The 23,984-nt window shown below is 59.4% G+C and carries 20 protein-coding genes; 8 read left to right on the forward strand and 12 right to left on the reverse strand.

Annotated features, from left to right (window positions below):
* Positions 1 to 26: 26 nt before the first annotated feature.
* Positions 27 to 653: a uracil phosphoribosyltransferase gene (gene upp, locus IM273_RS13580; RefSeq protein WP_008501641.1), complete on the reverse strand. Its 627-nt coding sequence runs from the start codon at positions 651 to 653 to the stop codon at positions 27 to 29.
* Between the two features lie 217 nt (positions 654 to 870).
* Positions 871 to 2,301: a 6-phospho-beta-glucosidase gene (locus IM273_RS13585; protein WP_193051218.1), complete on the reverse strand. Its 1,431-nt coding sequence runs from the start codon at positions 2,299 to 2,301 to the stop codon at positions 871 to 873.
* A 267-nt stretch (positions 2,302 to 2,568) separates the two neighbouring features.
* On the opposite strand from IM273_RS13585, the gene purM reads away from it, so the two are divergent.
* From purM to ppx, 4 genes are all read left to right on the forward strand, one after another.
* The gene (purM, locus tag IM273_RS13590) at positions 2,569 to 3,606 is read left to right on the forward strand and encodes a phosphoribosylformylglycinamidine cyclo-ligase (protein WP_041908759.1); all 1,038 of its coding nucleotides are present in this window, start codon (positions 2,569 to 2,571) and stop codon (positions 3,604 to 3,606) included.
* A complete protein-coding gene (gene purN, locus IM273_RS13595; protein ID WP_028014032.1) occupies positions 3,603 to 4,244 on the forward strand; it encodes a phosphoribosylglycinamide formyltransferase in 642 nt (213 codons plus the stop codon). Before purM ends, purN begins: the two co-directional genes overlap by 4 nt.
* Positions 4,245 to 4,426: 182 nt before the next feature.
* Entirely contained in the window at positions 4,427 to 6,487 is a 2,061-nt protein-coding gene (gene ppk1 / locus IM273_RS13600; RefSeq protein ID WP_193051220.1) for a polyphosphate kinase 1, read from the forward strand.
* 3 nt (positions 6,488 to 6,490) lie between these two features.
* A complete protein-coding gene (ppx, locus tag IM273_RS13605; RefSeq protein WP_193051222.1) occupies positions 6,491 to 8,029 on the forward strand; it encodes an exopolyphosphatase in 1,539 nt (512 codons plus the stop codon).
* 4 nt (positions 8,030 to 8,033) lie between these two features.
* On the opposite strand, the gene IM273_RS13610 is transcribed toward ppx, so the two are convergent.
* A complete protein-coding gene (locus tag IM273_RS13610) occupies positions 8,034 to 10,274 on the reverse strand; it encodes an EAL domain-containing protein (RefSeq protein ID WP_193051224.1) in 2,241 nt (746 codons plus the stop codon).
* 371 nt (positions 10,275 to 10,645) lie between these two features.
* Between IM273_RS13610 and IM273_RS13615 the strand changes: the two genes are divergently transcribed.
* On the forward strand, positions 10,646 to 10,816 hold the full coding sequence (locus tag IM273_RS13615) for a YfgG family protein (protein WP_023337595.1): 171 nt from the start codon (positions 10,646 to 10,648) through the stop codon (positions 10,814 to 10,816).
* Here the strand turns inward: IM273_RS13615 and IM273_RS13620 are convergent.
* Positions 10,813 to 11,703, reverse strand: coding sequence for a LysR family transcriptional regulator (locus IM273_RS13620; RefSeq protein WP_193051225.1), 891 nt, complete (start codon positions 11,701 to 11,703; stop codon positions 10,813 to 10,815). The two genes, IM273_RS13615 and IM273_RS13620, sit on opposite strands and share 4 nt — an antisense overlap.
* A gap of 97 nt (positions 11,704 to 11,800) precedes the next feature.
* Between IM273_RS13620 and IM273_RS13625 the strand changes: the two genes are divergently transcribed.
* Genes IM273_RS13625 through IM273_RS13635 form a run of 3 tightly spaced genes read left to right on the forward strand, consistent with a single transcriptional unit; the run spans position 11,801 to position 14,302 of the window.
* Positions 11,801 to 13,030: an MFS transporter gene (locus tag IM273_RS13625; RefSeq protein WP_193051226.1), complete on the forward strand. Its 1,230-nt coding sequence runs from the start codon at positions 11,801 to 11,803 to the stop codon at positions 13,028 to 13,030.
* Positions 13,031 to 13,079: 49 nt separating this feature from the next.
* The gene (locus IM273_RS13630; RefSeq protein ID WP_048999681.1) at positions 13,080 to 13,547 is read left to right on the forward strand and encodes a DUF6130 family protein; all 468 of its coding nucleotides are present in this window, start codon (positions 13,080 to 13,082) and stop codon (positions 13,545 to 13,547) included.
* 11 nt (positions 13,548 to 13,558) lie between these two features.
* Positions 13,559 to 14,302, forward strand: coding sequence for an alpha/beta fold hydrolase (locus IM273_RS13635; RefSeq protein WP_193051227.1), 744 nt, complete (start codon positions 13,559 to 13,561; stop codon positions 14,300 to 14,302).
* An 89-nt stretch (positions 14,303 to 14,391) separates the two neighbouring features.
* Here IM273_RS13635 and iolB read toward each other — a convergent pair whose 3' ends face one another.
* From iolB to iolG, 8 genes are read right to left on the reverse strand one after another with little or no spacing between them, the layout of a single operon-like run.
* Positions 14,392 to 15,216 (reverse strand): 5-deoxy-glucuronate isomerase, encoded by an 825-nt coding sequence (iolB, locus tag IM273_RS13640; RefSeq protein ID WP_193051228.1) that lies wholly within the window; start codon positions 15,214 to 15,216, stop codon positions 14,392 to 14,394.
* 9 nt (positions 15,217 to 15,225) lie between these two features.
* The gene (gene iolE / locus IM273_RS13645; RefSeq protein WP_045260203.1) at positions 15,226 to 16,116 is read right to left on the reverse strand and encodes a myo-inosose-2 dehydratase; all 891 of its coding nucleotides are present in this window, start codon (positions 16,114 to 16,116) and stop codon (positions 15,226 to 15,228) included.
* Between the two features lie 11 nt (positions 16,117 to 16,127).
* Positions 16,128 to 18,032 (reverse strand): 5-dehydro-2-deoxygluconokinase, encoded by a 1,905-nt coding sequence (gene iolC, locus IM273_RS13650; RefSeq protein ID WP_193051229.1) that lies wholly within the window; start codon positions 18,030 to 18,032, stop codon positions 16,128 to 16,130.
* A 12-nt stretch (positions 18,033 to 18,044) separates the two neighbouring features.
* A complete protein-coding gene (locus IM273_RS13655; protein WP_151414099.1) occupies positions 18,045 to 19,178 on the reverse strand; it encodes a Gfo/Idh/MocA family protein in 1,134 nt (377 codons plus the stop codon).
* Positions 19,179 to 19,186: 8 nt separating this feature from the next.
* Positions 19,187 to 20,215, reverse strand: coding sequence for an ABC transporter permease (locus tag IM273_RS13660; RefSeq protein WP_028014045.1), 1,029 nt, complete (start codon positions 20,213 to 20,215; stop codon positions 19,187 to 19,189).
* Between the two features lie 11 nt (positions 20,216 to 20,226).
* The gene (locus tag IM273_RS13665) at positions 20,227 to 21,774 is read right to left on the reverse strand and encodes a sugar ABC transporter ATP-binding protein (RefSeq protein ID WP_028014046.1); all 1,548 of its coding nucleotides are present in this window, start codon (positions 21,772 to 21,774) and stop codon (positions 20,227 to 20,229) included.
* 48 nt (positions 21,775 to 21,822) lie between these two features.
* On the reverse strand, positions 21,823 to 22,752 hold the full coding sequence (locus tag IM273_RS13670) for a sugar ABC transporter substrate-binding protein (protein ID WP_041908742.1): 930 nt from the start codon (positions 22,750 to 22,752) through the stop codon (positions 21,823 to 21,825).
* 31 nt (positions 22,753 to 22,783) lie between these two features.
* The gene (iolG, locus tag IM273_RS13675) at positions 22,784 to 23,770 is read right to left on the reverse strand and encodes an inositol 2-dehydrogenase (protein WP_028014047.1); all 987 of its coding nucleotides are present in this window, start codon (positions 23,768 to 23,770) and stop codon (positions 22,784 to 22,786) included.
* Positions 23,771 to 23,984 lie beyond the last annotated feature (214 nt).

The following is a 23,984-nucleotide window of genomic DNA, read 5'->3' on the forward strand; positions in this document are numbered from 1 at the left end:
AAGTCGGCTTATTTATCGTTATTCGATTATTTCGTACCAAAGATCTTATCGCCGGCATCGCCGAGCCCCGGGATGATGTACCCGTGCTCGTTCAGCCCCTGGTCGATAGAGGCGGTGTACAGCTCAACGTCTGGGTGCGCTTTTTCCAGCGCCGCGATCCCTTCCGGAGCAGCAACCAGAACCAGCACCTTAATGCTGCTGCAGCCCGCTTTTTTCAGCAGATCGATGGTGGCGATCATTGAACCGCCGGTCGCCAGCATTGGGTCAACCACCAGCGCCATGCGCTCGTCGATGTTAGAGACCAGCTTCTGGAAGTAAGGTACCGGCTCCAGCGTCTCTTCGTTACGGTAGATACCGACCACGCTGATGCGCGCGCTCGGTACGTGCTCCAGCACGCCTTCCATCATGCCAAGACCGGCACGCAGGATAGGCACTACGGTAATTTTCTTACCTTTGATCTGCTCAACCTGCACCGGACCGTTCCAGCCTTCGATGGTCACTTTTTCTGTTTCCAGATCGGAGGTTGCTTCGTAGGTCAGCAGGCTGCCCACTTCAGAAGCCAGTTCGCGAAAACGCTTCGTGCTGATGTCATGCTCACGCATCAGGCCCAACTTGTGTTTAACGAGTGGGTGTTTCACTTCCACAATCTTCATTCTCTTTCTCCTCTGAGGTGGCATCCGCAAAAAAATCGCGGGATTATACCGCTTTTTTCGGATTGCGCCATACCCAACTTGCTTGACGTATATCAATCAAAAACAAAAAAACCGGAGGCTGGGCTCCGGCTTGGGTGCGGGGTCTTGCCCGGTGGCGCTGCGCTTACGCGGGCCTACGTGTATTGTAGGTCGGGTAAGCGTTAGCGCCACCCGACAATTAGAGGTTATCGCCGTTGCTCGCAATCACCTGCTTATACCAGTCGAACGATTTCTTCTTGCTGCGGTTCAGGGTGCCGTTACCTTCGTTATCTTTATCGACAAAGATAAAGCCGTAGCGTTTTTTCATTTCGCCCGTTCCGGCAGACACCAGGTCGATACAGCCCCACGGGGTATAGCCCATCAGATCCACGCCATCCTCCACCACCGCTTTTTTCATCTCGCGGATGTGTGCGGAAAGGTAATCGATGCGGTACTGGTCGTTCACCGTGCCGTCGCTCTCCTGCACGTCGATCGCGCCAAAGCCGTTCTCAACGATAAACAGCGGCAGCTGGTAGTGATCCCAGAACCAGTTCAGAGAGTAGCGCAGCCCGACCGGATCAATCTGCCAGCCCCAGTCGGATTTCTGCACGTACGGGTTGGAGACCAGGCTCTTGCTCTCGTCGTAGTCCAGCGCCGGGTTATCTGCCGTCGCTTTGGTGGCGAAAGACATGTAGTAGCTGAACCCGATGTAATCCACGCAGCCCTGCTTCAGCGCGGCTTTATCTTCTTCGGTGATATCCAGCGCGAAGCCGCGACGCTCGAAGTAGTTGAGCAGATGCTGCGGATATTTGCCGCGCACGTGAACGTCGGTAAACCAGTAGCGACGGTGCATGGCGTTCATCGCCATCATCATGTCGTCCGGCGCACAGGTCAGCGGGTAGATGGGGCACATGGCAATCATGCAGCCGATCTGCAGCGACGGGTTAATCTTACGGCCCGCCTTCACCGCCAGGGCGCTGGCCACCAGTTCGTAGTGCGCCGCCTGGAACATCACCGGCTCGCGGTCTTCACCCGGCGCGTACTTCAGCCCGGAGTTGGTAAATGGCGCAAAGTCTTCGTGGAAGTTGGCCTGGTTGTTGATCTCGTTAAAGGTCATCCAGTACTTCACTTTATGCTGGTAGCGCTCAAAAACGACCTTTGCAAAACGCACGAAGAAGTCGACCAGCTTACGGTTGCGCCAGCCGCCGTATTCCGTCACCAGGTGGAACGGCATCTCGAAGTGGGAAAGCGTAATAACCGGTTCAATGCCGTACTTCAGGCATTCGTCGAACAGATCGTCATAGAATTTCAGGCCTGCCTCGTTCGGCTCCAGCTCGTCGCCTTTCGGGAAGATACGCGTCCAGGCGATGGAGGTACGGAAGCATTTGAACCCCATCTCGGCAAAGAGTTTGATGTCTTCTTTATAACGGTGGTAGAAATCGATAGCCTCATGGTTAGGGTAGTTTTTCCCCTCCAGCACGCCGTTGGTGATTTCACGCGGCACGCCGTGGGCGCCCGCGGTCATGACGTCGGCAACGCTTACGCCCTTAGCGCCCTCTTTCCAGCCGCCCTCAAGCTGGTGCGCCGCAACGGCCCCACCCCACAGAAAATCTGCTTTGAATCCTGACATTCGCTTTCCCTCATTCTGCGTTATTTTCTGCAAAAACAATTACAGAAACCGGTTTCAGTTCGATGATGTGCAAAGGGGATATTCGTTGCAAGCAGAACGCCGAAACCGGTTTCATTTTCGTGAACGGAGTCAAGTTTGGCTGCATTTGCGGGCTATACAGATAAAAAAGATCCCCACGTCCAGAATAGGCTCGCAAACGTTTGCCTGGACTGTTAGAATTGCGCCGATTTTTCTTACTAGCTATGCAATCGCGTGGGGATTTAAGCCGTGACCAACAAAACTTCTCTCAGCTACAAAGATGCCGGTGTTGATATTGACGCAGGTAATGCGCTGGTTGACCGAATCAAAGGTGTGGTGAAGAAAACCCGCCGCCCGGAAGTCATGGGTGGTCTGGGTGGATTCGGCGCACTGTGCGCGCTGCCGCAAAAATATCGTGAACCTGTTCTGGTCTCGGGCACTGACGGCGTAGGCACCAAGCTGCGCCTGGCGATGGATTTAAAACGTCACGACACGATCGGTATCGATCTGGTTGCGATGTGTGTGAACGACCTGGTGGTTCAGGGCGCAGAGCCGCTGTTCTTCCTCGATTATTACGCGACCGGCAAACTGGATGTGGATACCGCAGCCAGCGTCATTAACGGTATCGCCGAAGGCTGTCTGCAGTCCGGCTGTGCGCTGGTGGGCGGTGAAACCGCTGAAATGCCGGGCATGTACCACGGCGAAGATTATGACGTCGCGGGCTTCTGCGTCGGCGTAGTAGAAAAATCAGAAATTATCGACGGCAGCAAAGTGGCCGATGGCGATGTGCTGATCGCGCTGGCCTCCAGCGGCCCGCACTCTAACGGCTACTCTCTGGTGCGTAAAATCCTCGAAGTAAGCGGCTGCGATCCGCTGACCACCGAGCTGGACGGTAAACCGCTGGCCGACCACCTGCTGGCCCCAACCCGCATCTACGTGAAAAACGTGCTGGAGCTTATCGAGAACGTTGACGTTCACGCTATTGCTCACCTGACCGGCGGCGGCTTCTGGGAAAACATCCCGCGCGTGCTGCCGGACAACACCCAGGCGGTGATCGACGAATCCTCATGGCAGTGGCCAGCCGTCTTTAACTGGCTGCAGAATGCAGGCAACGTGAGCTCTCACGAAATGTACCGCACCTTTAACTGCGGTGTGGGCATGGTTATCGCCCTGCCGGCAAGCGAAGCGGATAAAGCGGTTAAGCTGCTGACCGAGAAAGGTGAAAACGCGTGGAAAATCGGTACGATTAAAGCCTCCGATTCCGAACAGCGTGTGGTCATTGAATGAAAAACATCGTGGTGCTCATTTCCGGTAACGGAAGCAATTTGCAGGCCATCATAGACGCCTGCAAACAGAAGAAAATCAATGGCACCATTCGGGCAGTTTTCAGCAACAAGGCCGACGCGTTCGGCCTTGAGCGCGCGCGGGAAGCGAACATTCCCGCTCACGCGCTGGAAGCCAGCCAGTTCGCCGGACGTGAAGCCTTTGACCGCGAGCTGGTGCAGGAGATTGACGCCTACGCGCCCGACCTCGTGGTGCTGGCGGGCTATATGCGTATTCTGAGCCCGGCCTTCGTCGAACACTACGCCGGTCGACTGCTGAATATTCACCCTTCCCTGTTGCCAAAATATCCCGGCCTGCATACCCATCGTCAGGTGCTGGAAAACGGTGACGAGGAGCACGGTACCTCCGTCCATTTCGTGACCGACGAGCTGGACGGTGGCCCGGTGATCCTGCAGGCGAAAGTCCCGGTCTTTGACGGCGACAACGAAGACGACGTGACCGAACGCGTGCAGACGCAGGAGCACGCCATTTACCCGCTGGTGGTAAGCTGGTTTGTCGACGGGCGTCTGGAGATGCGCGACGGCGCAGCCTGGCTGGACGGCGTGAAGTTGCCCCCGCAGGGTTATGCGGCCGAAGAGTAGTTTGCTATGTCGGGTGGCGCTTCGCTACCCGATATTCCCTCCCCCAACCCGCTAAATTCCCCAACAAAAAAAATAACTGTCATACTTTTCTGGCACTGTTGGACATATCGTGGAAATGCTCGCCATAATAAGGACGAGACGGATTTACCACGTCCTGTGATTGAACTGGAGTGTGAGCTGTAATGGGTCAGGAAAAGTTATATATCGAGAAAGAGCTAAGCTGGTTAGCATTTAACGAACGTGTACTCCAGGAAGCGGCAGACAAAAGTAACCCGCTGATCGAACGCATGCGTTTTTTAGGCATTTATTCCAACAACCTGGATGAGTTCTATAAGGTTCGCTTTGCCGAGCTGAAAAGACGCATCATCATCAGCGAAGAACAGGGCTTAAACTCGCACTCGCGGCATCTGCTGGGCAAAATCCAGTCCCGCGTGCTGAAAGCCGATCAGGAATTTGACGGCCTGTATAACGAACTGCTGCTGGAGATGGCGCGCAACCAAATCTTCCTGATTAACGAACGTCAGCTTTCCGTTAACCAACAAAACTGGCTGCGCCACTACTTTAAACAGTATCTGCGCCAGCACATTACCCCGATTCTCATCAACCGCGAAACCGATCTGGTGCAGTTCCTGAAGGATGACTACACCTACCTGGCGGTGGAAATTATTCGCGGTGAATCCATCCGTTATGCCCTGCTGGAGATCCCGTCCGACAAGGTGCCGCGCTTCGTGAACCTGCCGCCGGAAACCCCGCGCAGACGCAAGCCGATGATCCTGCTGGATAACATCCTGCGCTACTGCCTGGACGACATCTTCAAAGGCTTCTTCGATTACGATGCGTTAAACGCCTACTCGATGAAGATGACCCGTGACGCCGAATATGACCTGGTGCACGAGATGGAAGCCAGCCTGATGGAGCTGATGTCCTCCAGCCTGAAACAGCGCCTGACGGCTGAGCCGGTGCGCTTTGTCTATCAGCGCGATATGCCGGACGCCATGGTGGAGATGCTGCGCGAGAAGCTGACCATTTCACGCTATGACTCCATCGTGCCGGGTGGCCGTTACCACAACTTTAAAGACTTCATTGGCTTCCCGAACGTTGGCAAAGCCAATCTGGTGAACAAACCGCTGCCGCGCCTGCGTCATATCTGGTTCGATAAATTCCGCAACGGATTCGACGCCATCCGCGAGCGCGACGTGCTGCTCTACTACCCGTACCACACCTTTGAACACGTGCTGGAGCTGCTGCGTCAGGCCTCGTTCGACCCGAACGTGCTGGCGATCAAAATCAACATCTACCGCGTGGCAAAAGATTCCCGCATCATCGATGCGATGATCCACGCGGCACACAACGGCAAAAAAGTCACCGTGGTGGTTGAGCTGCAGGCGCGCTTCGACGAAGAGGCGAACATTCACTGGGCGCGCCGCCTGACGGAAGCGGGCGTGCACGTGATCTTCTCCGCGCCGGGTCTGAAAATTCACGCCAAACTGTTCCTGATCTCGCGTAAAGAGGGTGATGACGTGGTGCGCTATGCCCACATCGGCACCGGGAACTTTAACGAAAAAACCGCGCGGATTTATACCGACTACTCGCTCTTAACCGCTGACGCCCGCATTACCAACGAAGTGCGCCGGGTCTTTAACTTTATCGAAAACCCGTACCGTCCGGTGAGCTTCGACTATCTGCTGGTCTCACCGCAGAACTCGCGCCGCCTGCTGTACGATATGATCGATAAAGAGATCGCCAATGCCCAGAAAGGCTTGTCGTCCGGCATCACGCTGAAGCTTAACAACCTGGTCGATAAAGGGCTGGTGGACAGGCTGTATGCGGCGTCCAGCTCCGGCGTGCCGGTTAACCTGCTGATCCGCGGCATGTGCTCGCTTATTCCGGAACTGGAAGGCATCAGCGACAATATTCGCGTTATCAGCATCGTTGACCGCTACCTGGAGCACGATCGGGTCTATATTTTCGATAATGCGGGCGATAAACAGGTCTATCTCTCTTCGGCAGACTGGATGACGCGCAATATTGACTATCGAATTGAAGTCGCGACGCCGCTGCTGGATCCGCTTCTGAAACAGCGTATCCTCGACATTATCGAGATCCTGTTCAGCGATACGGTGAAGGCGCGCTATATCGACAAAGAACTCAGTAACCGCTACGTACCGCGCGGCAACCGCCGTAAAGTGCGGTCACAGCTGGCGATTTACGACTATATCAAATCACTCGAGCAACCCGATTAACCTATGCCGATAAATGATAAGACCCCACGCCCGCAGGAATACGCCGCGGTCGATCTTGGCTCTAACAGTTTTCACATGGTCATCGCCCGTGAGGTGGATGGCGCGCTGCAGATCATCGGTCGTCTGAAGCAGCGCGTACACCTGGCGGATGGGCTTGATGAGCGCAGCATGCTCAGCGAAGAGGCGATGGAGCGCGGTTTAAACTGCCTGTCGCTGTTTGCCGAACGCCTGCAGGGCTTCTCGCCCTCCAGCGTTTGCATCGTGGGCACCCACACGCTGCGCCAGGCGCTGAACGCGCCGGAGTTCCTCAAGCGGGCCGAAAAAGTGATCCCCTACCCGATTGAGATCATCTCCGGAAACGAGGAGGCGCGTCTGATTTTCATGGGCGTTGAACATACCCAGCCGGAAAAAGGGCGCAAGCTGGTGATCGACATCGGCGGTGGTTCTACGGAGCTGGTGATCGGCGAAGACTTTGAGCCGCGCCTGGTGGAGAGCCGTCGCATGGGCTGCGTCAGCTTCGCGCAGATGTACTTCCCCGGCGGCACCATTACCCGTGAAAACTTCCAGCGGGCCAAAATGGCTGCGATCCAGAAGCTGGAGAATCTGGCCTGGCAGTACCGCATTCAGGGCTGGAACGTGGCGCTGGGCGCGTCGGGCACCATCAAGGCGGCGCATGAAGTGCTGCTGGCGATGGGTGAAAAAGACGGTTTTATCACGCCTGAACGCCTGACCCTGCTGACCGAAGATGTGCTGAAGCATAAAAGTTTTGACGCCCTAAGCCTGCCGGGGCTTTCCGACGAGCGTAAGGCAGTCTTCGTGCCGGGCCTGGCTATTCTCTGCGGCGTGTTTGACGCCCTGGCGATTAAAGAGCTGCGCCTTTCCGACGGCGCGCTGCGTGAGGGGGTGCTGTATGAGATGGAGGGCCGCTTCCGCCATCAGGACATTCGCAGCCGCACCGCGCAGAGCCTGGCCAACCAGTACAACATCGACCGCGAGCAGGCGAAGCGCGTGCTGGAAACCACGGTGCAGATGTACGAGCAGTGGCAGGAGCAGAACCCCAAGCTGGCGCACCCGCAGCTTGCCGCGCTGCTGAAATGGGCCGCGATGCTGCACGAGGTGGGGCTGAACATCAACCACAGCGGGATGCACCGCCATTCAGCGTATATTCTGCAAAACAGCGATCTGCCCGGCTTCAACCAGGAGCAGCAAACCATGATGGCGACCCTGGTGCGCTATCACCGTAAAGCCATCAAGCTCGACGATCTGCCGCGCTTCACGCTGTTTAAGAAAAAGCAGTTCCTGCCGCTTATTCAGCTGCTGCGCCTGGGCGTGCTGCTGAACAATCAGCGTCAGGCCACCACCACACCGCCGACGCTGAAGCTGAAAACCGACGATCACCACTGGACGCTGAGCTTCCCGCACGACTGGTTCAGCCAGAACGCGCTGGTCCTGCTGGACCTGGAAAAAGAGCAGCAGTACTGGGAAGCGGTCACCGGCTGGATGCTCAAAATCGAGGAAGAAAGCGCCGACGTCGCCGCGTAACGGCTCAGGCGTCCGCCGTGGACGCCTCTGCTTCCAGCAGTGACTCAAGCGGTGCCGGTCTGCCAATCAGATAGCCCTGCACATAATCAATGCCTAGCGCGTGCACCGCGCTACGTATCTCTTCGGTCTCGACATATTCCGCCACCACCAGCATCTTCTTCATGCGCGCCAGATGACAGATAGAGGCCACAATCTGGTAATCCAGACTGTTGTTGACGATATTGCGGATGAAATCGCCGTCGATTTTGAGAATGTCCGCATCCACGCTTTTCAGCCGCGCATAGCTCGCATAACCGGTACCAAAATCATCGATCGCAATGCGTACCCCCATTTTCTGCAGCTGCCGAAGGATGTGGAGCCCCTGCTCCGCGTTGCAGAAGGTGCTGCACTCCGTCACTTCAAAGATCAGCTGCCACGGCTCAATGGCATATTTCGCCAGCAGGCGACTCACCTCAAGCGGGAACTGCACCCGACACACCGTTGAAGGGGCCAGATTAATGGCAAAGCGCTGGCCGGGCAGCCGTTCGCGATGCGCGGCGAGAAAGCGCAGCGTATGCTCCAGCACCCACAAATCCACCCGCGAAGAGAGGCCGAACTCCTGGGCTATCGGCAGGAATTGTTCAGGGGAGATCAACAGCCCGTTTGCATCAGTCATCCGCAGCAAGACCTCATGATACCTATCGCCACGCAGGCCGCGTACGGGCTGAACGAGCAGCGTGAATGCGTTGTTATCCAGCGCACGCTGCAGGCGACTCATCACCGCGACTTTATCCTTCAGGCTACGCTGCAGATGGACGGCGCCGCGCTGCTGAAGATTTTCCGGGTGGTTAGAGGAGAGCGACAGATCGGCCACCACCCCCAGCTCACCCAGCACCAGATAGAGGTGGTTAACCGGCGAACGCACATAGCAGTAGCTCACCCCCACCTGCGGCTGCAGCGGCATGCCGTCCCAGACAAAGCGGAACTGCTTGATGTGTTCGTCCAGGGTTTCAATCCGCTGCTGGTGCGATTCGGCATTAAGGCGAACCGCCATGTCACAGCCCGTCAGGTGATAGACCTGCTCATTGGGCTGGAGCGTGCCGTTAATCCATTGCGCGAGCTGCTGTTTGTACTGAATGCGCAGTAACACGCCATAGTTACGGCCCAGAATTTCAAGCTCAGGAACGCGGAGTAAACAGAGCGCCGACCACGGGTTTTTCGCCAGATCGCGCGAGAGCGCCCGCAGGTTTGGCATATGCAGAACCGGGTCGAGCAGCGCCAGCCTGCGGGAGCGTTTGTTCACCGCCCGCTGCCGGGTCGCCAGCATCGACATGTAAATCACCACAAACGAGAAGACCAGATAGCTGGAAGAGGTGATTGCCAGCTGAATGTCGTACCCCTGGTTCACGGGGATATAGCGGTAAAAATAGTGAATAGACACCAGCAGTATCGGGATCCAGATAAGCGAAATCAGCTTATAGCCAAAGCGCATCGCCCCCCAGAGCATCACCGGCATCAGCAGCGACAGGGTGTAGTTAGTGGTGAAAATCGAACTGTTTTCATTCATCGGCAGCAGCAGGAGCGAAAGCAGCCCGGCAAGCGCAATGGCCCAAATCAGAAACTCAGCGCGCGTCACCTTTTTGTCAATCTGGGTACGGATCTGCGAGATGAGGCTTTTGAGATAGCGCGGATGACGAATCAGGCGGATCAGCAGATAACTTAACGGCACGCCCGTCAGACCGCTGACCAGCAAGGCCTGATAGTTGATCAGCGTGCGAATGTTGAGGGGGTTAAGCCCTGCCAGGCTCTGGCGACTCTCATACACGCCCAGATACACCGCAAACTGGAACAACAGCAGAAACAGCGTCGCGGGGCAGAAGGCCTGCCAGAAAATGCGCTGCGCCATCAGCCGTACGTCGCCGTACGCCGTCATATTGCGTCTGGGCGCAAACACCCGGTAGCCGCCCCAGCTAAGCACTATAGGGACAATAAAATGGAGCACGCCGGCGACGGTTTCAAACATCCCGACCGACGGGTAATAGCGGATAAACAGCGCCAACACGATCCCGGGAAGGGCTTCCAGACCAAAAAACATCATCAGCGAAAGCAAAAACGAGAGCGGTAAATAATAAAGTGCCGCTATCCCGTCGCCCAGGTGCGTGAACGTATTCGCCACGCTCAGTACGGGAAGTAAAACCACCGGTAAAATAAGCGGCAATACCCACCAGCGGTGTTGATTCTTTTTCAGGAAAGCAAAAATGTTCATAGATGCCCGGTTAAACCCCTTTTTCTCCAGAAGGAAAATAATGACAGGCATCCAACCTGACCTGGCGCCGCCCGGCCACGTGCGGGGCGAACGGTATGGAGGAGGGATTTTAAATATCAGGGCCGGGAATCCGTTGACATAAATCAAACTATTTTACGCAAATAAGCTTTGCACAGCGTTTTTTTGAAATAATTTTCTTCATATTATCAATATGGTAAATGCAAATATTAATTTCAATAACAATAATTAATGTAAACGTTGACGGTTATTTACACATGACGGAATTGACCCTCTCTTTCCGCTGTGCCTTAATATCCCCGTCGCCCAGAAGGGCATGCCCAGGAAAAAGAAGAGTGAGTCAGGCCACGCGTATGCGCAAACGACACCGTTTTAACACCCGGATGACCCGCATTATACTGCTCATCAGCTTTCTGTTTTTCTTTGGCCGCTTCGTTTACTCTTCCATCGGCGCCTGGTATCACCATCAGGACAAAATCCAGTCGCAGCAGTCCAGCCTGAACGTCGACGCCGCTGACCGCTAGCCCTGCGGAGGGTTTTGTACCAGCCGAATAATCCCCGCGATCCCTTTGCTGAGGATCTTGTCCTGCCGCATCACGATGGCGAGCTGTCGCTGCAGCACGGGCGTGAGCGACATGACGCAGAGCCCTTCACGGTCAGCATCATGCTCAACCGCCATTCGCGGAACGATACTGTAGCCGAGCCCCACCCGAACCATGCGCTTAATCGCCTCAATGCTGCCAAGCTGCATCACCGGCGCGATCGCTAACCCATTGGCCGCAAACCAGCCATCAATGAGCGCCCGGGTACCGCTGCCAGACTCAAAGGCGATCAGCGGCTGGGCATGGAGCGCCTCCGGGGTTAACTCCCTGAAAGCATCCTGCTGTTCCCGCGACGCGATAAAAACAAACTCCTCGTCCATCACCGGCATAACGTCCAGCGCTCTGCCGCTGACCGGCAGCGTCACCAGCCCCATATCGAGACGGTTCTCTTCAATGGCCCTGACGATATCGAGGGTGTTGCCCGTTGTTACGCCCACCCGCAGGAGCGGATAGTCGCGGCGCAGCTGCGCCAGCAGGGGCGGCAGAAGATGGATACAGGCCGTCGCCCCCGTGCCAAGAGTAATGGTCCCGCTGACATCGAGGCTGAACGCGCTCACGGACCGCAGGGTTTCGTCCACAACCTGCTGAATGCGCTCTCCGTGAACCAGCAGTGACTCTCCGGCCGCCGTGGCCTTAATGCCCCGCCCGGTACGCTCCACCAGCCGCGTTTGCAGAAACTGCTCCAGCTGACGTATTTGCAGACTAACGGCGGGCTGGGAAATGCCCAGCAGATCCGCCGCCGCCGAAAAGCTGCCGCGCTGGATCACCAGACGGAACGTCGCGAGATAGCCAAGGTTAAGCGTCGTCATTCAAAGTTTCTCTTATACAGCGCATAAGGTTGCAGGCCTGCCAGCACAATACCGCGCTCGCTATGCTCAGGACAACTGCATAACGGAATGAAAAACAATGGAAACACCTGCCCTGCCTCGTCGCCTTGCCCTTACTGCCGGATGTAATCAGCTTATCAACTGGGGGATCTCGTTTTATCTGCCCGGCACCTTTGCACGGGCGATTTCAGCCGACCGGGGGTGGTCAGCGCCGCAGATTTACCTCGGCCTGACGCTGGCGATGCTGGTGATGGCCGCGGTCTCCCCTTTCGTCGCCCGTCTGCTGGCACGCTTTGGCGGACAGAAAGTGGTAATGGGCGGAACGCTGCTGATTGCCGCAAGCTGCGCCGGTATGGCGTATACCCGGACGCTGTCTGGCTGGTACGGCGCCTGGCTACTGTGCGGCATCGGGATGCGTCTGTCGCTGTATGACGCACTGTTCGCCGCGCTGGTCAATCTTTTTGGCCAGCAGGCACGCGGGACGATCTCCCGTATTACGCTGATGGGCGGGCTGGCCTCCGCCGTCTTCTGGCCGCTGGGCGATGGCCTGCTTCACATCATGAGCTGGCAGGACGCGTTACGCATTTATGCCCTGCTTGGCCTGCTGAGCGCAGTGCTGATCCGCACGCTTCCCCGGCAGCGGCTGATGGAAAACACAAAGGCCATCGCGCCGCCCCTGCGCAACGAGCGGCGTAACGCCTGGCTTTATGCGGCCTTCATCGCCCTTATCACCTTTGTCTCTAACGGCACCTCCACCCATCTGCCGGAGTTTATTGCCCACTTTGGCCTGCCAGTCGCCATCGGCATGCTGTGGGGGATCGGCCAGACGGGCGCGCGCTCGCTGGAGGTGCTGGCAGGCGGCCGCTTAACCCCCTTCAAACTTACGCTTTTTACCGCTCTTGCCATGCCGCTGTGTTTTCTTGTGGGAATAAGCAGCACCCTGTTTGTCTGGTGCGCGGCCGGGTTTGTGCTGGGCTACGGCGCCATCAACGGGCTGGTCACCATAGTAAAAGCCACGCTGCCACTGGAGCTGTTTAGCACGGAAAGCTATGCCCGCTGCACGGGTATGCTGCTTATCCCGGGCCAGCTGATGGCCGCAGCCGCACCGTTTGCCTATGCGTGGCTGAACAAAACGCTGGGGATCGCGGGTGCAATGGGAGTGTCGACGGGGTTAACGCTGGTGATTGCCGGGCTGGCGATAGCGATCGTGCGCCATCCCGGTAGGCAAACTGTATCGCACTGTATCCCGCGCGACGCGCTGACAAACGGGTACAAAACGCCCCCTCCGGCAAATATCTCCGATACATAAAAATGGTTTTCTTTCCCTGTCGTCATTCAGAACTGATGAGGAGAGAACCATGATTCGTCGTTACGCAATTTTACCCCTGCTCGTCCTGGCCTCTGTAACACATGCCCAGGCCACGCCGCTGGACAACCTGAGCGCCGCGGACGTTAACGGCCCCGCCGCCGTTGCGCCGCTGGAACACCCGCAGCCGCCCGCCAGGCTGATCGTCGATCCGCCGCTTGCCGGGCCGCTGAGCAAAGGCGCGGTGTTTATCCAGTACCGGGCCGAAAACCTGCGCATCGAGCCGGTATTCGGCCCCGAGGCGCTCAAGGTGACCCCGCGCATCGGGCACATTCACGTGGTGGTGGACGGCGCGCCGTGGCACTGGGCTGACGCCAGCGGCGAGCCGGTGATCCTGGTGGGGCTGCCCGCCGGCAAGCACAAGGTAACGATCATCCTGGCTGACCCGACGCACAAGCCGCTCGACCACAAAACCATTGAATTTACCGTCCCGCCCCACGCGGCGATCCACCATTTTTAAGGAGTCTGAACATGAAAGCACTGTCTGTACTGACGGCGGGCCTGCTGGCGCTTTCTGCCAGCGCCTTCGCGGAAAATAAAACCAGCGTCGTGCTGGTGCACGGTGCGTTTGCCGACGGCAGCAGCTGGAATAAGGTGATAACCCTTCTGCAGAAACAGCACGCAGAGGTCATTGCCGTCCAGCTCCCGCTCACCTCGCTTAAGGATGATGTTGCCGCCACAAAACGGGCCATCGCCCGGGCGCACGGCGACGTGGTGCTGGTAGGCCACTCCTGGGGCGGAACCGTCATTAGCGAGGCGGGCAACGATGCACGGGTAAAATCGCTGGTGTATGTGGCGGCGTTCGCGCCGGATTCCGGCCAGTCGACGGCGGATCTGGCAGGTAGCTTCCCTCCGCCGCCGGGTAGCGCGGGCATCGCTAAAACGGTGGACGGCTATTTATACCTGCCGACGGAAGCCGTCAGGAAGGACTTCGCGCCTGACGTGAAGCCGGGTGAACAAAACGCTATCGCGGCCACGCAGGGGCCAATTAAGGCCGATGCGTTTGGTGAAAAGGTGACTCACGCGGCGTGGCATGATAAACCGAGCTGGTTTGTGGTCAGCAAGCATGACCGGATGATCAACCCCGACCTGGAACGTGCAATGGCGAAGGCGATACATGCGAAAACCACCGAGGTGGCCGCGAGCCACGTGTCGATGGTGAGTCAGCCGGAAGCCATCGCCCGGACGATTGAGCAGGCGAGGCGGACACACTGAGGACAATTCGCCCGGCGGCGCTACGCTTGCACGAACCTACGATTTCGTAGGCCGGGTAAGCGCAGCGCCACCCGACAAGAAAGGCCGTCTCAGCCCCCCCTCTCTGCGGGATAATCGCGATTAATCCACGCGTGGTCCTCTTCCCAGGTGAACATCCATTTGCGCACCGGACCGGCCATCACGTTGAGGTAGTAGCTGTCATACCCCGCTATCGTCGCCACCGGGTGATACCCCTTCGGCACCATCACCACGTCACGGTTGTAGACCGCCATACACTCATCCAGCGTTCTGTCGTCGGTGTAGACGCGCTGCATGCAGAACCCCTGCTCCGGGTTGAGGCGATGATAGTAGGTCTCCTCCAGGTAGGTCTCCTGCGGCGGGTTATCCGTGTCATGCTTGTGGCTCGGGTACGAGCTGGTACAGCCCTCGCTAGTCCAGACCTCCACCACCAGCAGGCTGTCGGCGGGCTTGTCTTCCGGCAGAATGTTGTGCACGTAGCGCTGGTTGTGCCCCTTGCCGCGCGCTTCAGCGTCGATATCCTGCGGGGCAATCAGCCGCGTCGGGTACGAGCTCTTGCCCGGCGCGGCGCAGACCGCCAGCTCCAGCGCCGTCAGCGCCTTCACCTGCACCGTCTCCTGCGGGGTAACGTATACCGCCCACGGTTTGATGCGCTCGAAGGGGCTCATCCGCTCGCCGATATCGTTAAACTGCGCGGAAGGAGTGGTGATAGAGGCGCGCCCGGCGACCAGCACCAGGCAGCGTTCTTCCCTGACGGCGGGCAGCGTCAGCGTCTGCCCCTCCTGCAGCTCATACGCCTCAAACCCGACGTACCCCCACCCTGCGCGTTCCGGGGTGACGGACTGAGTGCGCCCCTCCGCGTTCGGCTGCTGCCAGCGTGATAACAGACGTGACATGTCACCTCCTCAAATAAGCCCGGCGTCGCGCGCCAGGCGGCTCAGGTTGTTATACCCCAGACGAGCGTAGGTCAGCGGATGGGCAATCGCCGGATCCTGCTCGGCCTCCACCACCAGCCAGCCGCGATAGTCCTGCGCCTTCAGCAGACTCATGATCGGCGGGTAATCGACGCAGCCGTCGCCCGGCACGGTAAACACGCCGCTCAGCACCGCATCGAGGAAGCTTGTTTTGCGGTTTTTCACGTCCGCCAGCACGTCGGCGCGCACGTCTTTGCAGTGAACGTGGTTGATGCGCGACGCCCAGCGCTGCGCCACCGCCAGCGGATCGGCCCCGGCAAAGGTCAGGTGACCGGTGTCCAGCAGCAGTCCCACCGCCTCTCCGGTGTGGGTCATCAGGTTGTCCACGTCGTCGGCGGACTCAATCACCGTGCCCATATGATGATGGTAAGCAATCTGGACTCCCTGCTGCTGCGTGTAGCGGGCAAATTCGGTGAGCTTCTCGCCGTACTCCTTCCAGCGCGCCTGAGGGAAGCGCGGACGCAGATGCACCGGGGTCTGCTGCTCGCCGTGAATGCAGCCGCTCACTTCCGCAAAGACCAGCACCTTCGCCCCCAGCTCGCGCAGCAGCGTCAGGTGCGGCTGCACGGCGGCGATCTCCTCCTCCACACTGCGCTCCAGCAGGCGGCCGGAGTACCAGCCGGAGACCAGCTGCAGGTCGTGGCGCTGCAAAATCGGGCCAAGCAGGCGCGCTTCACGCGGGAATTTGTTGCCCAGCTCAAAGCCAGCAAAACCGGCCTCTTTCCCTTCGCTCAGGCAGGTCTCCAGCGAGGTTTCCGCGCCGAGGGAAGGCAGATCGTCGTTCGTCCACGTCAGCGGGTTAATGCCTAATTGCACACTCATTGTTATCTCCATTATGCGTGTCCGCGCTCGCGCCACCAGGCGATAAGCTGCAGGTAGTTGTCCCGGATGCGCGCTACCAGCTGCGCATCGTCAATATCGTGCTTCAGCCACGCGCGGGAGGCGTCGCCAAACAGCGTGCGCCCCACGGCGAAGCCTTTAACCAGCGGCTGCCCCGCTGCGGCCTTGAAGCCCGCGCGCAGCTGTTCCGCCGGAGCGTCCAGACCGAGGATCACCACCCCGCGGCAGTGCGGGTCCCGGCGTTCGATAATCTCGCCGAGCGCCGTCCAGCCGTCGGCGGAAAGCGGCGGCAGCTTCCACCAGTCCGGGTAAATGCCCAGGTTGTAGAAGCGGGAGATGGCGCGCAGGTAGAGCTCGTCGCTGCGCGGCATGCTGGCGGGCAGGATCACCTCCAGCAGCAGCTCGTGCCCGGACCGGCAGCAGGCGTGGTACACCTCAGCGATTTTCTGCTCCTGCTCCAGACGCAGGCCGTGGGCGTCTTCCGGGTGGAAGAAGACCAGGCACTTCACCACGTGCTCCTGCGGCCAGCTGATAAGCTGGGTGCCGATGTTGCCGTGCTCCATCTCCAGCGGGCGGGAGCCCGGCAGCTCAATGGGGCGACCAATCCACCACCCTTCCCCGGTGATCGCGTTCAGCGCGTCCTGACCAAAGGTGCCGTCGCACAGCAGGCCGGCTTTGCCCTCAAGCCCGGCGCGGCTCGCCGCCTCGCGGCTCGCCTGCAGGATCAGCTGCTTCAGCGCCGGAATGCGCTTAAGCGACGCGCCGCACTGCATCGCCATATCCTCAAGCTGGCTGCGGTGATCGAAGGCCATCACGCACAGCTCCGGCCACTCGCGGCGGCGGGTGGTCACCCGGTGCAGATGGTTAAGACGCGGGTCAAGATCCGGGCGCGGCACAACCGCAGCGCGGGAGAGATAGTCATCCAGCTCGATTTTGCTCGGCATCGCCGGGGCGCAGCCGTGGCGCGAGACCACCAGCGCGCCGCAGGCGTTGGCGTAGCGGCACGCCTGCTCCCAGCCCTCGTCGTTCAGGTAGCCGCGCAGCAGGCCGGACATAAACGCGTCCCCCGCCCCGAGAACGTTCAGCACCTCCACGCGCACGCCTGTCACCGTCAGGCCGTCGTCCAGCCGGGGCGGAATGGCGTCGGTATAGACCGAGCAGCCCAGCGCGCCGCGCTTGCAGACCAGCGTTGCTTCACTGACGGCGCGCACCTGCCCCAGCGCCTGCAGGGTATCCGTGCTGCCGCCCGCAATGTGGAACTCCTCTTCGGTGCCGACAATGACGTCGAAGAGGTGCAGTACCTCCTGCAGCTCGCGGGTGACCTGGTCGGCGGCGATAAAGCGCGTTTCGCCGTCGCCTAAGGAGGTGAGCCCCCACAGCACCGGACGGTAGTCGATGTCCAGCACCGTGCGCACGCCGTGACGGCGGGCATAGCCCAGCGCCGTCAGCACCGCCTCGCGGGTCTGCGGATGAGAAAGATGGGTCCCGGTGATGGCAAGACAACGTGCGGAGGCAATGTAGCTTTCGTCCACATCGCTGGCGGTAATCGCCATATCCGCGCAGTTATCGCGATAAAAAATCAGAGGGAAGGTGTCCCGGTCTTTAATGCCGAGTAGCACCAGCGCCGTGAGGCGCTCTTTATCGGTAATCAGATGGCTGGTATCGCAGCCTACCTGGTTGAGCTCTTCGCGCAGGAAGCGGCCCATATGTTCATCGCCGACGCGCGCCAGCATCGACGAGCGCAGGCCCTGGCGCGCGGTGCCGTACGCCACGTTGCCGGAGGATCCGCCAAGGTATTTGGCGAAGCTCGACACGTCCTCCAGGCGGGCACCAATCTGCTGACTATAGAGGTCTACCGCCACGCGGCCCATGCATATCACATCAAACTGCTTTTCCACGTTGATACCTCATCAGACAATGTCGTTCACGTTCAGCCAGCGGCCTTCCCGGTGCGAGAGCGCAATCGCGTCCAGCACGCGCGACACCTTCCAGCCCTCTTCGAAGTCCGGCCACATCGGCGCGTCGGCGGCAATCCCGTCCACCAGGTCGCGTACTTCCACCGTTTTTTGATCGTTAAAGCCAATTCCGTGGCCTGCGCCCATGCAGAACGCGGCGTAGTCCGGGTGCGCCGGGCCGACGAGCAGCGTGCGGAACCCCTGACGGTTCACCGGATCGTCATGCAGATAGAGCTTTAGCTCCGCCATGCGCTCCTGGGTGAAGCTGATGGCGCCCTTCGTCCCGGTGATCACGTACGAGAGCCCCATCTTGCGGCCGCAGGCGACGCGGGAGGTTTCAATAACACCCTGCGCCCCGCCCGCGAAGCGCACCATCGCGTGGGCCTGATCCTCGTTTTCCACCGCAATCATCTCTGACGATCCGGCCTTCGCCGGGCGCGCCGGGACCACGATCTTCAGATCGCCGCAGACCTGCTCGATATCGCCCACCAGGTACTGAGCCATATTGACGATATGCGCCGCGAGGTCGCCCAGTGCGCCCAGCCCGGCGGTCTCTTTAAAGCAGTGCCAGTGGATGGGCGACAGCGGGTCGGCCATATAGTCTTCGTTGTGGGTGCCGTAGAAGTGGATCACCTCGCCAATCTCGCCGCGGGCGATAATCTCCTTCGCCAGCTGCGCCGTCGGGTTCTTCATGTAGTTGAACCCCACCAGCGTTTTCACCCCGGCCCGCTTCGCGGCGTCGACCATCTCGCGCGCATCGTGGGCGTTGAGCGCCAGAGGCTTCTCCGAGTAGACGTGCTTGCCGTGGCGGATCGCCTCCAGCGCCATCTCTTTATGCAGGTGGTTGGGTGAGCAAATATCCACCACGTCAATGGCCGGGTCGGCCACCAGCGCCCGCCAGTCTCCCGTTGAACGGTTAAAGCCAAACGCCCGGGCGCGCTCTGCCGCCAGCTCCGGCGTGACTTCCGCCACCATCTCGCGCACCAGCCTGCCGCGCAGGTTGAACACCGTCGGGGCCTGGGCATAGGCGATAGCGTGCGCCTTGCCGATATACCCGGTGCCAATCAATCCAATACGAACCTCTTTCATCACGATCCTCACAGTGCGCCGCGACGGCTCTTGGCGTAGGTATCAAACGCCACCGCCAGAACGATAATTAACCCGGTGATAATCTGCTGGTAGTAAGCCGAGACGTTCATCAGTACCAGGCCGTTAATCAGAATGCCCATAATGATGGAGCCGATAATGGTGCCGCCGATGCGCCCGTAGCCGCCCATCAGCGAGGTGCCGCCAATCACCACCGAGGCGATAACGCGCAGCTCAAAGGAGATCCCGGCCACCGCCTCGGCGCTCCCCAGACGCGCGCTCAGGATGAAGCCCGCCAGCCCGGCCAGACAGCCGATCAGCACGTAGACGCTGACGAGCACGCGCTTGACGTTAACCCCCGCTAGGCGCGCCGCCTCCGGGTTGCCGCCGATGGCGTAGACGAAGCGGCCCCAGCGGGTTTTATGCAGCGCCAGATATCCGCCGACGGCGACGATGGCGAAGATCCAGATCGGAATGGAGATGCCGAGCAGCTCGCCGCGTCCCCACCAGCGGTAGCCAGGGTCGAAACCAGCGATCGGTGCGCCGTCGTTGATCACCAGGGTCAGGCCGCGCCAGATGGTCATCCCGCCGAGGGTGACGATAAACGGCGGCAGGCGCAGGCGGGTGACACCCAGGCCGTGCAGGAAGCCAATCGCCGTGCCCATCGCCAGACAAATCCCCAGCCCGATCAGCCAGCTCATGCCGCCCCAGGCGTTCGGGTCGACGGTGGTGAAGTTATCGCCCTTAATGACGTACGCCGCGGTCATGGCGCACACCGCCAGGATGGAGCCCACGGAGAGGTCGATCCCGGCGGTCAGAATGACGAAGGTCATCCCCACGGCCATGATCCCGTAGATGGAGACTTCAGTCAGGATGTTGAAAATATTGCGTTCAGAGAAAAAGTTGCTGTTCTGCGACTGGAAGAAGATCAGCAGCAGGATCATGAAAATCAGCACCCCGAAGCGCTCGAAGAAGGCGATGGGATCGATGCGTCCGGCGCGTTTGACCGGGGCCTGCGTTTTAGAAATCATCTGCGTCATGAGAAACTCCGTTATGCCGCGTTCAGGGCGTTGTGGTTGATGGCCATCATCGTCATCAGCCGTTCTTCGTTAGCGTCGTCACCGTGGATCTCGCCGGTCACCCGGCCTTCGCTGAGGGTGATGATCCGGTCAGACACCGCCATCACTTCAGGCAGATCGGAGGAGATCACGATCACCGCCACGCCTTTTTTCGCCATGTCAAACAGCACCTGGTGCACTTCCGATTTGGTCCCCACGTCGATGCCGCGCGTCGGCTCATCGACGATCAGCACCCGCGGGTTGAGCGCCATGCAGCGCGCGAGGATCACCTTCTGCTGGTTACCGCCGGAGAGCTTGCGCACCTCCTGCGCGCTGTTGACCATTTTGATCTGCAGGGCCTGCCGGTAGGACTCAATCAGATCGTCCTCTTTGCGGGTGTTCACGAACCAGCGCCACTGCAGCAGCGAGGAGAGGCACGAGAGCGACAGGTTGTCGCGAATCGACAGTCCCAGCACCGCCCCCTCTTTTTTACGGTCTTCGGGCACCAGCGCCACGCCCTGGTCGAGGGCATACAGCGGGTCGCGCGGCTGGTACGGCACGCCGTCCAGCTCAAAGCTCCCGGAGGTAAAGGCGTCTGCGCCAAACAGGCAGCGAGCCACCTCGGTGCGTCCCGCGCCCACCAGCCCGGCAATGCCCAGAACTTCCCCGGCGTGGACGTGGAAGCTGATGTCGTGCAGGGCGATGCCGTGCGGATCCAGCGGCGGCTTTTCGCGGCTCAGCCCCTTCACCGCCAGGCGGACAGGTTTGTCTTGATGATGGGTTTCGCTGGCAGGGCGACGGTTAAAGGCCACGTCGCGCCCGACCATCAGGCGGATCAGCTGTTCGACGTTGGTCTCCGCCACCGCGCCGGTGCCGGTGAAGCGGCCGTCCTGAAATACGGTGAAGCGATCGCAGAGCTGAAAAACTTCGTGCAGGCGGTGGGTAACGTAAATAATGCTCACGCCGCGGTTTTTAAGCTCCCGCACCACGCGGTGCAGGCTTTCCACCTCGCTGTCGCTCAGCGCGGCGGAAGGTTCATCCATGATGATCAGGCGAGCGTTGAGGGTCAGCGCCCGGGCGATCTCCACCATCTGCTGCTGGGCGACGCTCAGACGAGCGACAGGCGTGGTCGGCGCAACGTTTAGCTGCAGGTAATCGAGAATGACCTGCGCCTCCTGATTTACCGCCCTTTCGTCGACGATCAGGTTCCGTTTACGCGGCTCGCGCCCGAGAAACATGTTTTCCGCGACGGTCATGTTGGGCAGCAGGTTGAATTCCTGATAGATGGTGATAATGCCCTTGTTCTGCCGTTCCACCGGGGAGTCGTCCACCGGCAGCATTTCGCCGTTGAACCAGATATCCCCGCGGGTTTGCGGCTGCGCGCCCGCAAGCGCCTTCAGCAGCGTGGATTTTCCCGCTCCGTTTTCCCCCAGCAGGGCGTGGATCTCCCCCGCGCCGACGGTCAGCTGGGCGCTGCTTAGCGCCCAGACGCCGGAAAAGCTTTTTGCCAGGTCGGTCACTTTCAGTAAGGGTTGCGACATCGGTCTGCTCCTCCTCATGTTGAGCCGCCAGAGGCGGCTCGGGACATATCAGTTACCGGCCTCACCGATACGCTCAGCCTGCTGCAGGTTCTCTTTGGTGATAAGCGTTGGCGGGTAGTCGGCCCCGGTGATGGCTTTCTTCTCGCGCACGTTGGCCACCAGCTGGCTCATCGCCGTCTGCACCGCAAAGCCCGGACGCTGATCCGCCGTTACCGCCAGCCAGCCGTCGCGCACGCGGGCCAGCGCTTCCGGCACCGCATCAAAACCGGTCACGAGGATTTCACCCGGCTTCACGCCCTGGCTCTGCAGGGCTTCAATCGCGCCCAGCGCCATATCGTCGTTGGCGGAGAGGATCACCTGCGGGCGTTTCGGTAGCGAAGGCAGAACGCTTTCGACGATGCGCATCCCTTCAGAACGCATCCAGTTGCCGGTCTGATCGGCGACGATCTTGTACTTATCCCCGCCCGCCTTCAGGCTGTCGCGGATCCCTTTGGTGCGTTCAATATTGGAGGAGGAGCCCGGCTGGCCGGTGAGCAGGATGATCTCTGCCCCGTCGGGGAATTTGGTTTTGACGAAGTCGCCAATCGCCTGGCCGCCTTTGTAGTTGTTGGCGCCAAAGTGGGGCACTTTCTTCTGGCTGTCGACGGAGCGGTCTAGGGTGACCACCGGCAGCTTCGCATCCTGAATTTCATCCACCGCGCTGGAGACCGCGTTCACGTCGTTCGGGGAGACGATAAAGCCCTGCGCCCCGCGGGTGATGGCGTTTTCCAGGTCAGCCACCTGCTTCGGTGAACTGCCCTGCCCGTCCAGTACCTGAAGCTTCACGCCCATCTCTTTCGCGGCTTTCACCGCCGTACGCTGCATGTGAACCTCAAACGGCATGGCCAGGTTTGGCGTACTGAAAACAATCTGCTCGTTTTCGGCGAGGGCGGCCCCGGACGTCATGGCGATGAGGGCGGCTAAGATCAGTTTTTTCATTATTATGTCTCTCTGTGTAGGGTTGTTGTGTTTAGAGGACGATCTCGCGCTGGCTACGCAGCGACTCCAGCGCTTTATCCGCAAGGTACAGCGCACGTTCACCATCATCGCCGCTGCAGTCAGGCACCGCTTCGCCGCGCAGGACCGCAACAAAGTGTTCCCATTCCGCGGCGTAAGCGGATTTGTAGCGCTGCAGGAAGAAGTGTTCCGGCAGCGCGCTGGTGCAGCCCTGTTTGCCGTAGTGCTGCACCTGGTTTTCCAGAATATTGCCGGCGCACAGCAGCCCTTCGGAGCCGTGCAGCTCCAGGCGCTGGTCGTAACCGTAAGAGGAGCGGCGGCTGTTGACGATGGTCGCCATCGCGCCGGAGGCATATTTCAGAACGATAAACGCGGTATCGATATCCCCCGCCTCGCCAATCGCCGGATCCACCAGGTTACTGCCCTGGGCATACACCGACACCGGCTCTTCGCCCATGATGAAACGGGCCATGTCGAAGTCGTGAATGGTCATATCGCGGAACATGCCGCCGGAGACGCGCACGTACTCCGCGGGCGGCGGAGACGGGTCGCGGGAGATGATCAGCAACGATTCCGGCTTGCCGATGCGCCCGGCCTGGGCATCGGTTTTCACGCGGCGGAACTGTGGGTCAAAGCGGCGGTTAAAGCCGATGAACAGCGGCACGTCGTACTCTTTAACCACTTTCAGGCAGTCGCGCACGCGGGCGAGGTCGAGGTGTACCGGCTTTTCGCAGAAGATAGCCTTGCCGTGGCGGGCGGCCATTTCAATCAGATCCGCGTGGGTGTCGGTGGCGGAGGCGATCAGCACGGCGTGAACGTTAGGGTCGGTCATCGCCTCATTCACGCTCTGCTGGCGGACCTGATACTGTGCGGCGAGACGGGTGGCAAATTCCTGATTCGGGTCAACCACGGACCAGAGCGTGGTCGCGCCGTGGCTGGCGATGTTAGCTGCATGTACCTGGCCAATTCGGCCAGCGCCCAGTAAAGCAATGTTAAACATAACGGCTCCCGGTGTTGGTGAATGCTGTGAACTAACGACCCTATAAATAAAACATTTATTTCATTTTTATAAATAGTGAAAATTATGTTTTTGAGTGCAGGTTAACACTTTTGAGATGTATGAGATAATTTTTGTTATCAATCTCACAACATGAAAGAAGGTACTGCTCACCCCTCACCCCGGCCCTCTCCCCATGTACGGTCCGGGGACATAG

It is taken from the genome of Enterobacter cloacae complex sp. P13B (genome assembly GCF_014895915.1).
GTDB classification, from domain to species: Bacteria; Pseudomonadota; Gammaproteobacteria; order Enterobacterales; family Enterobacteriaceae; genus Enterobacter; species Enterobacter bugandensis.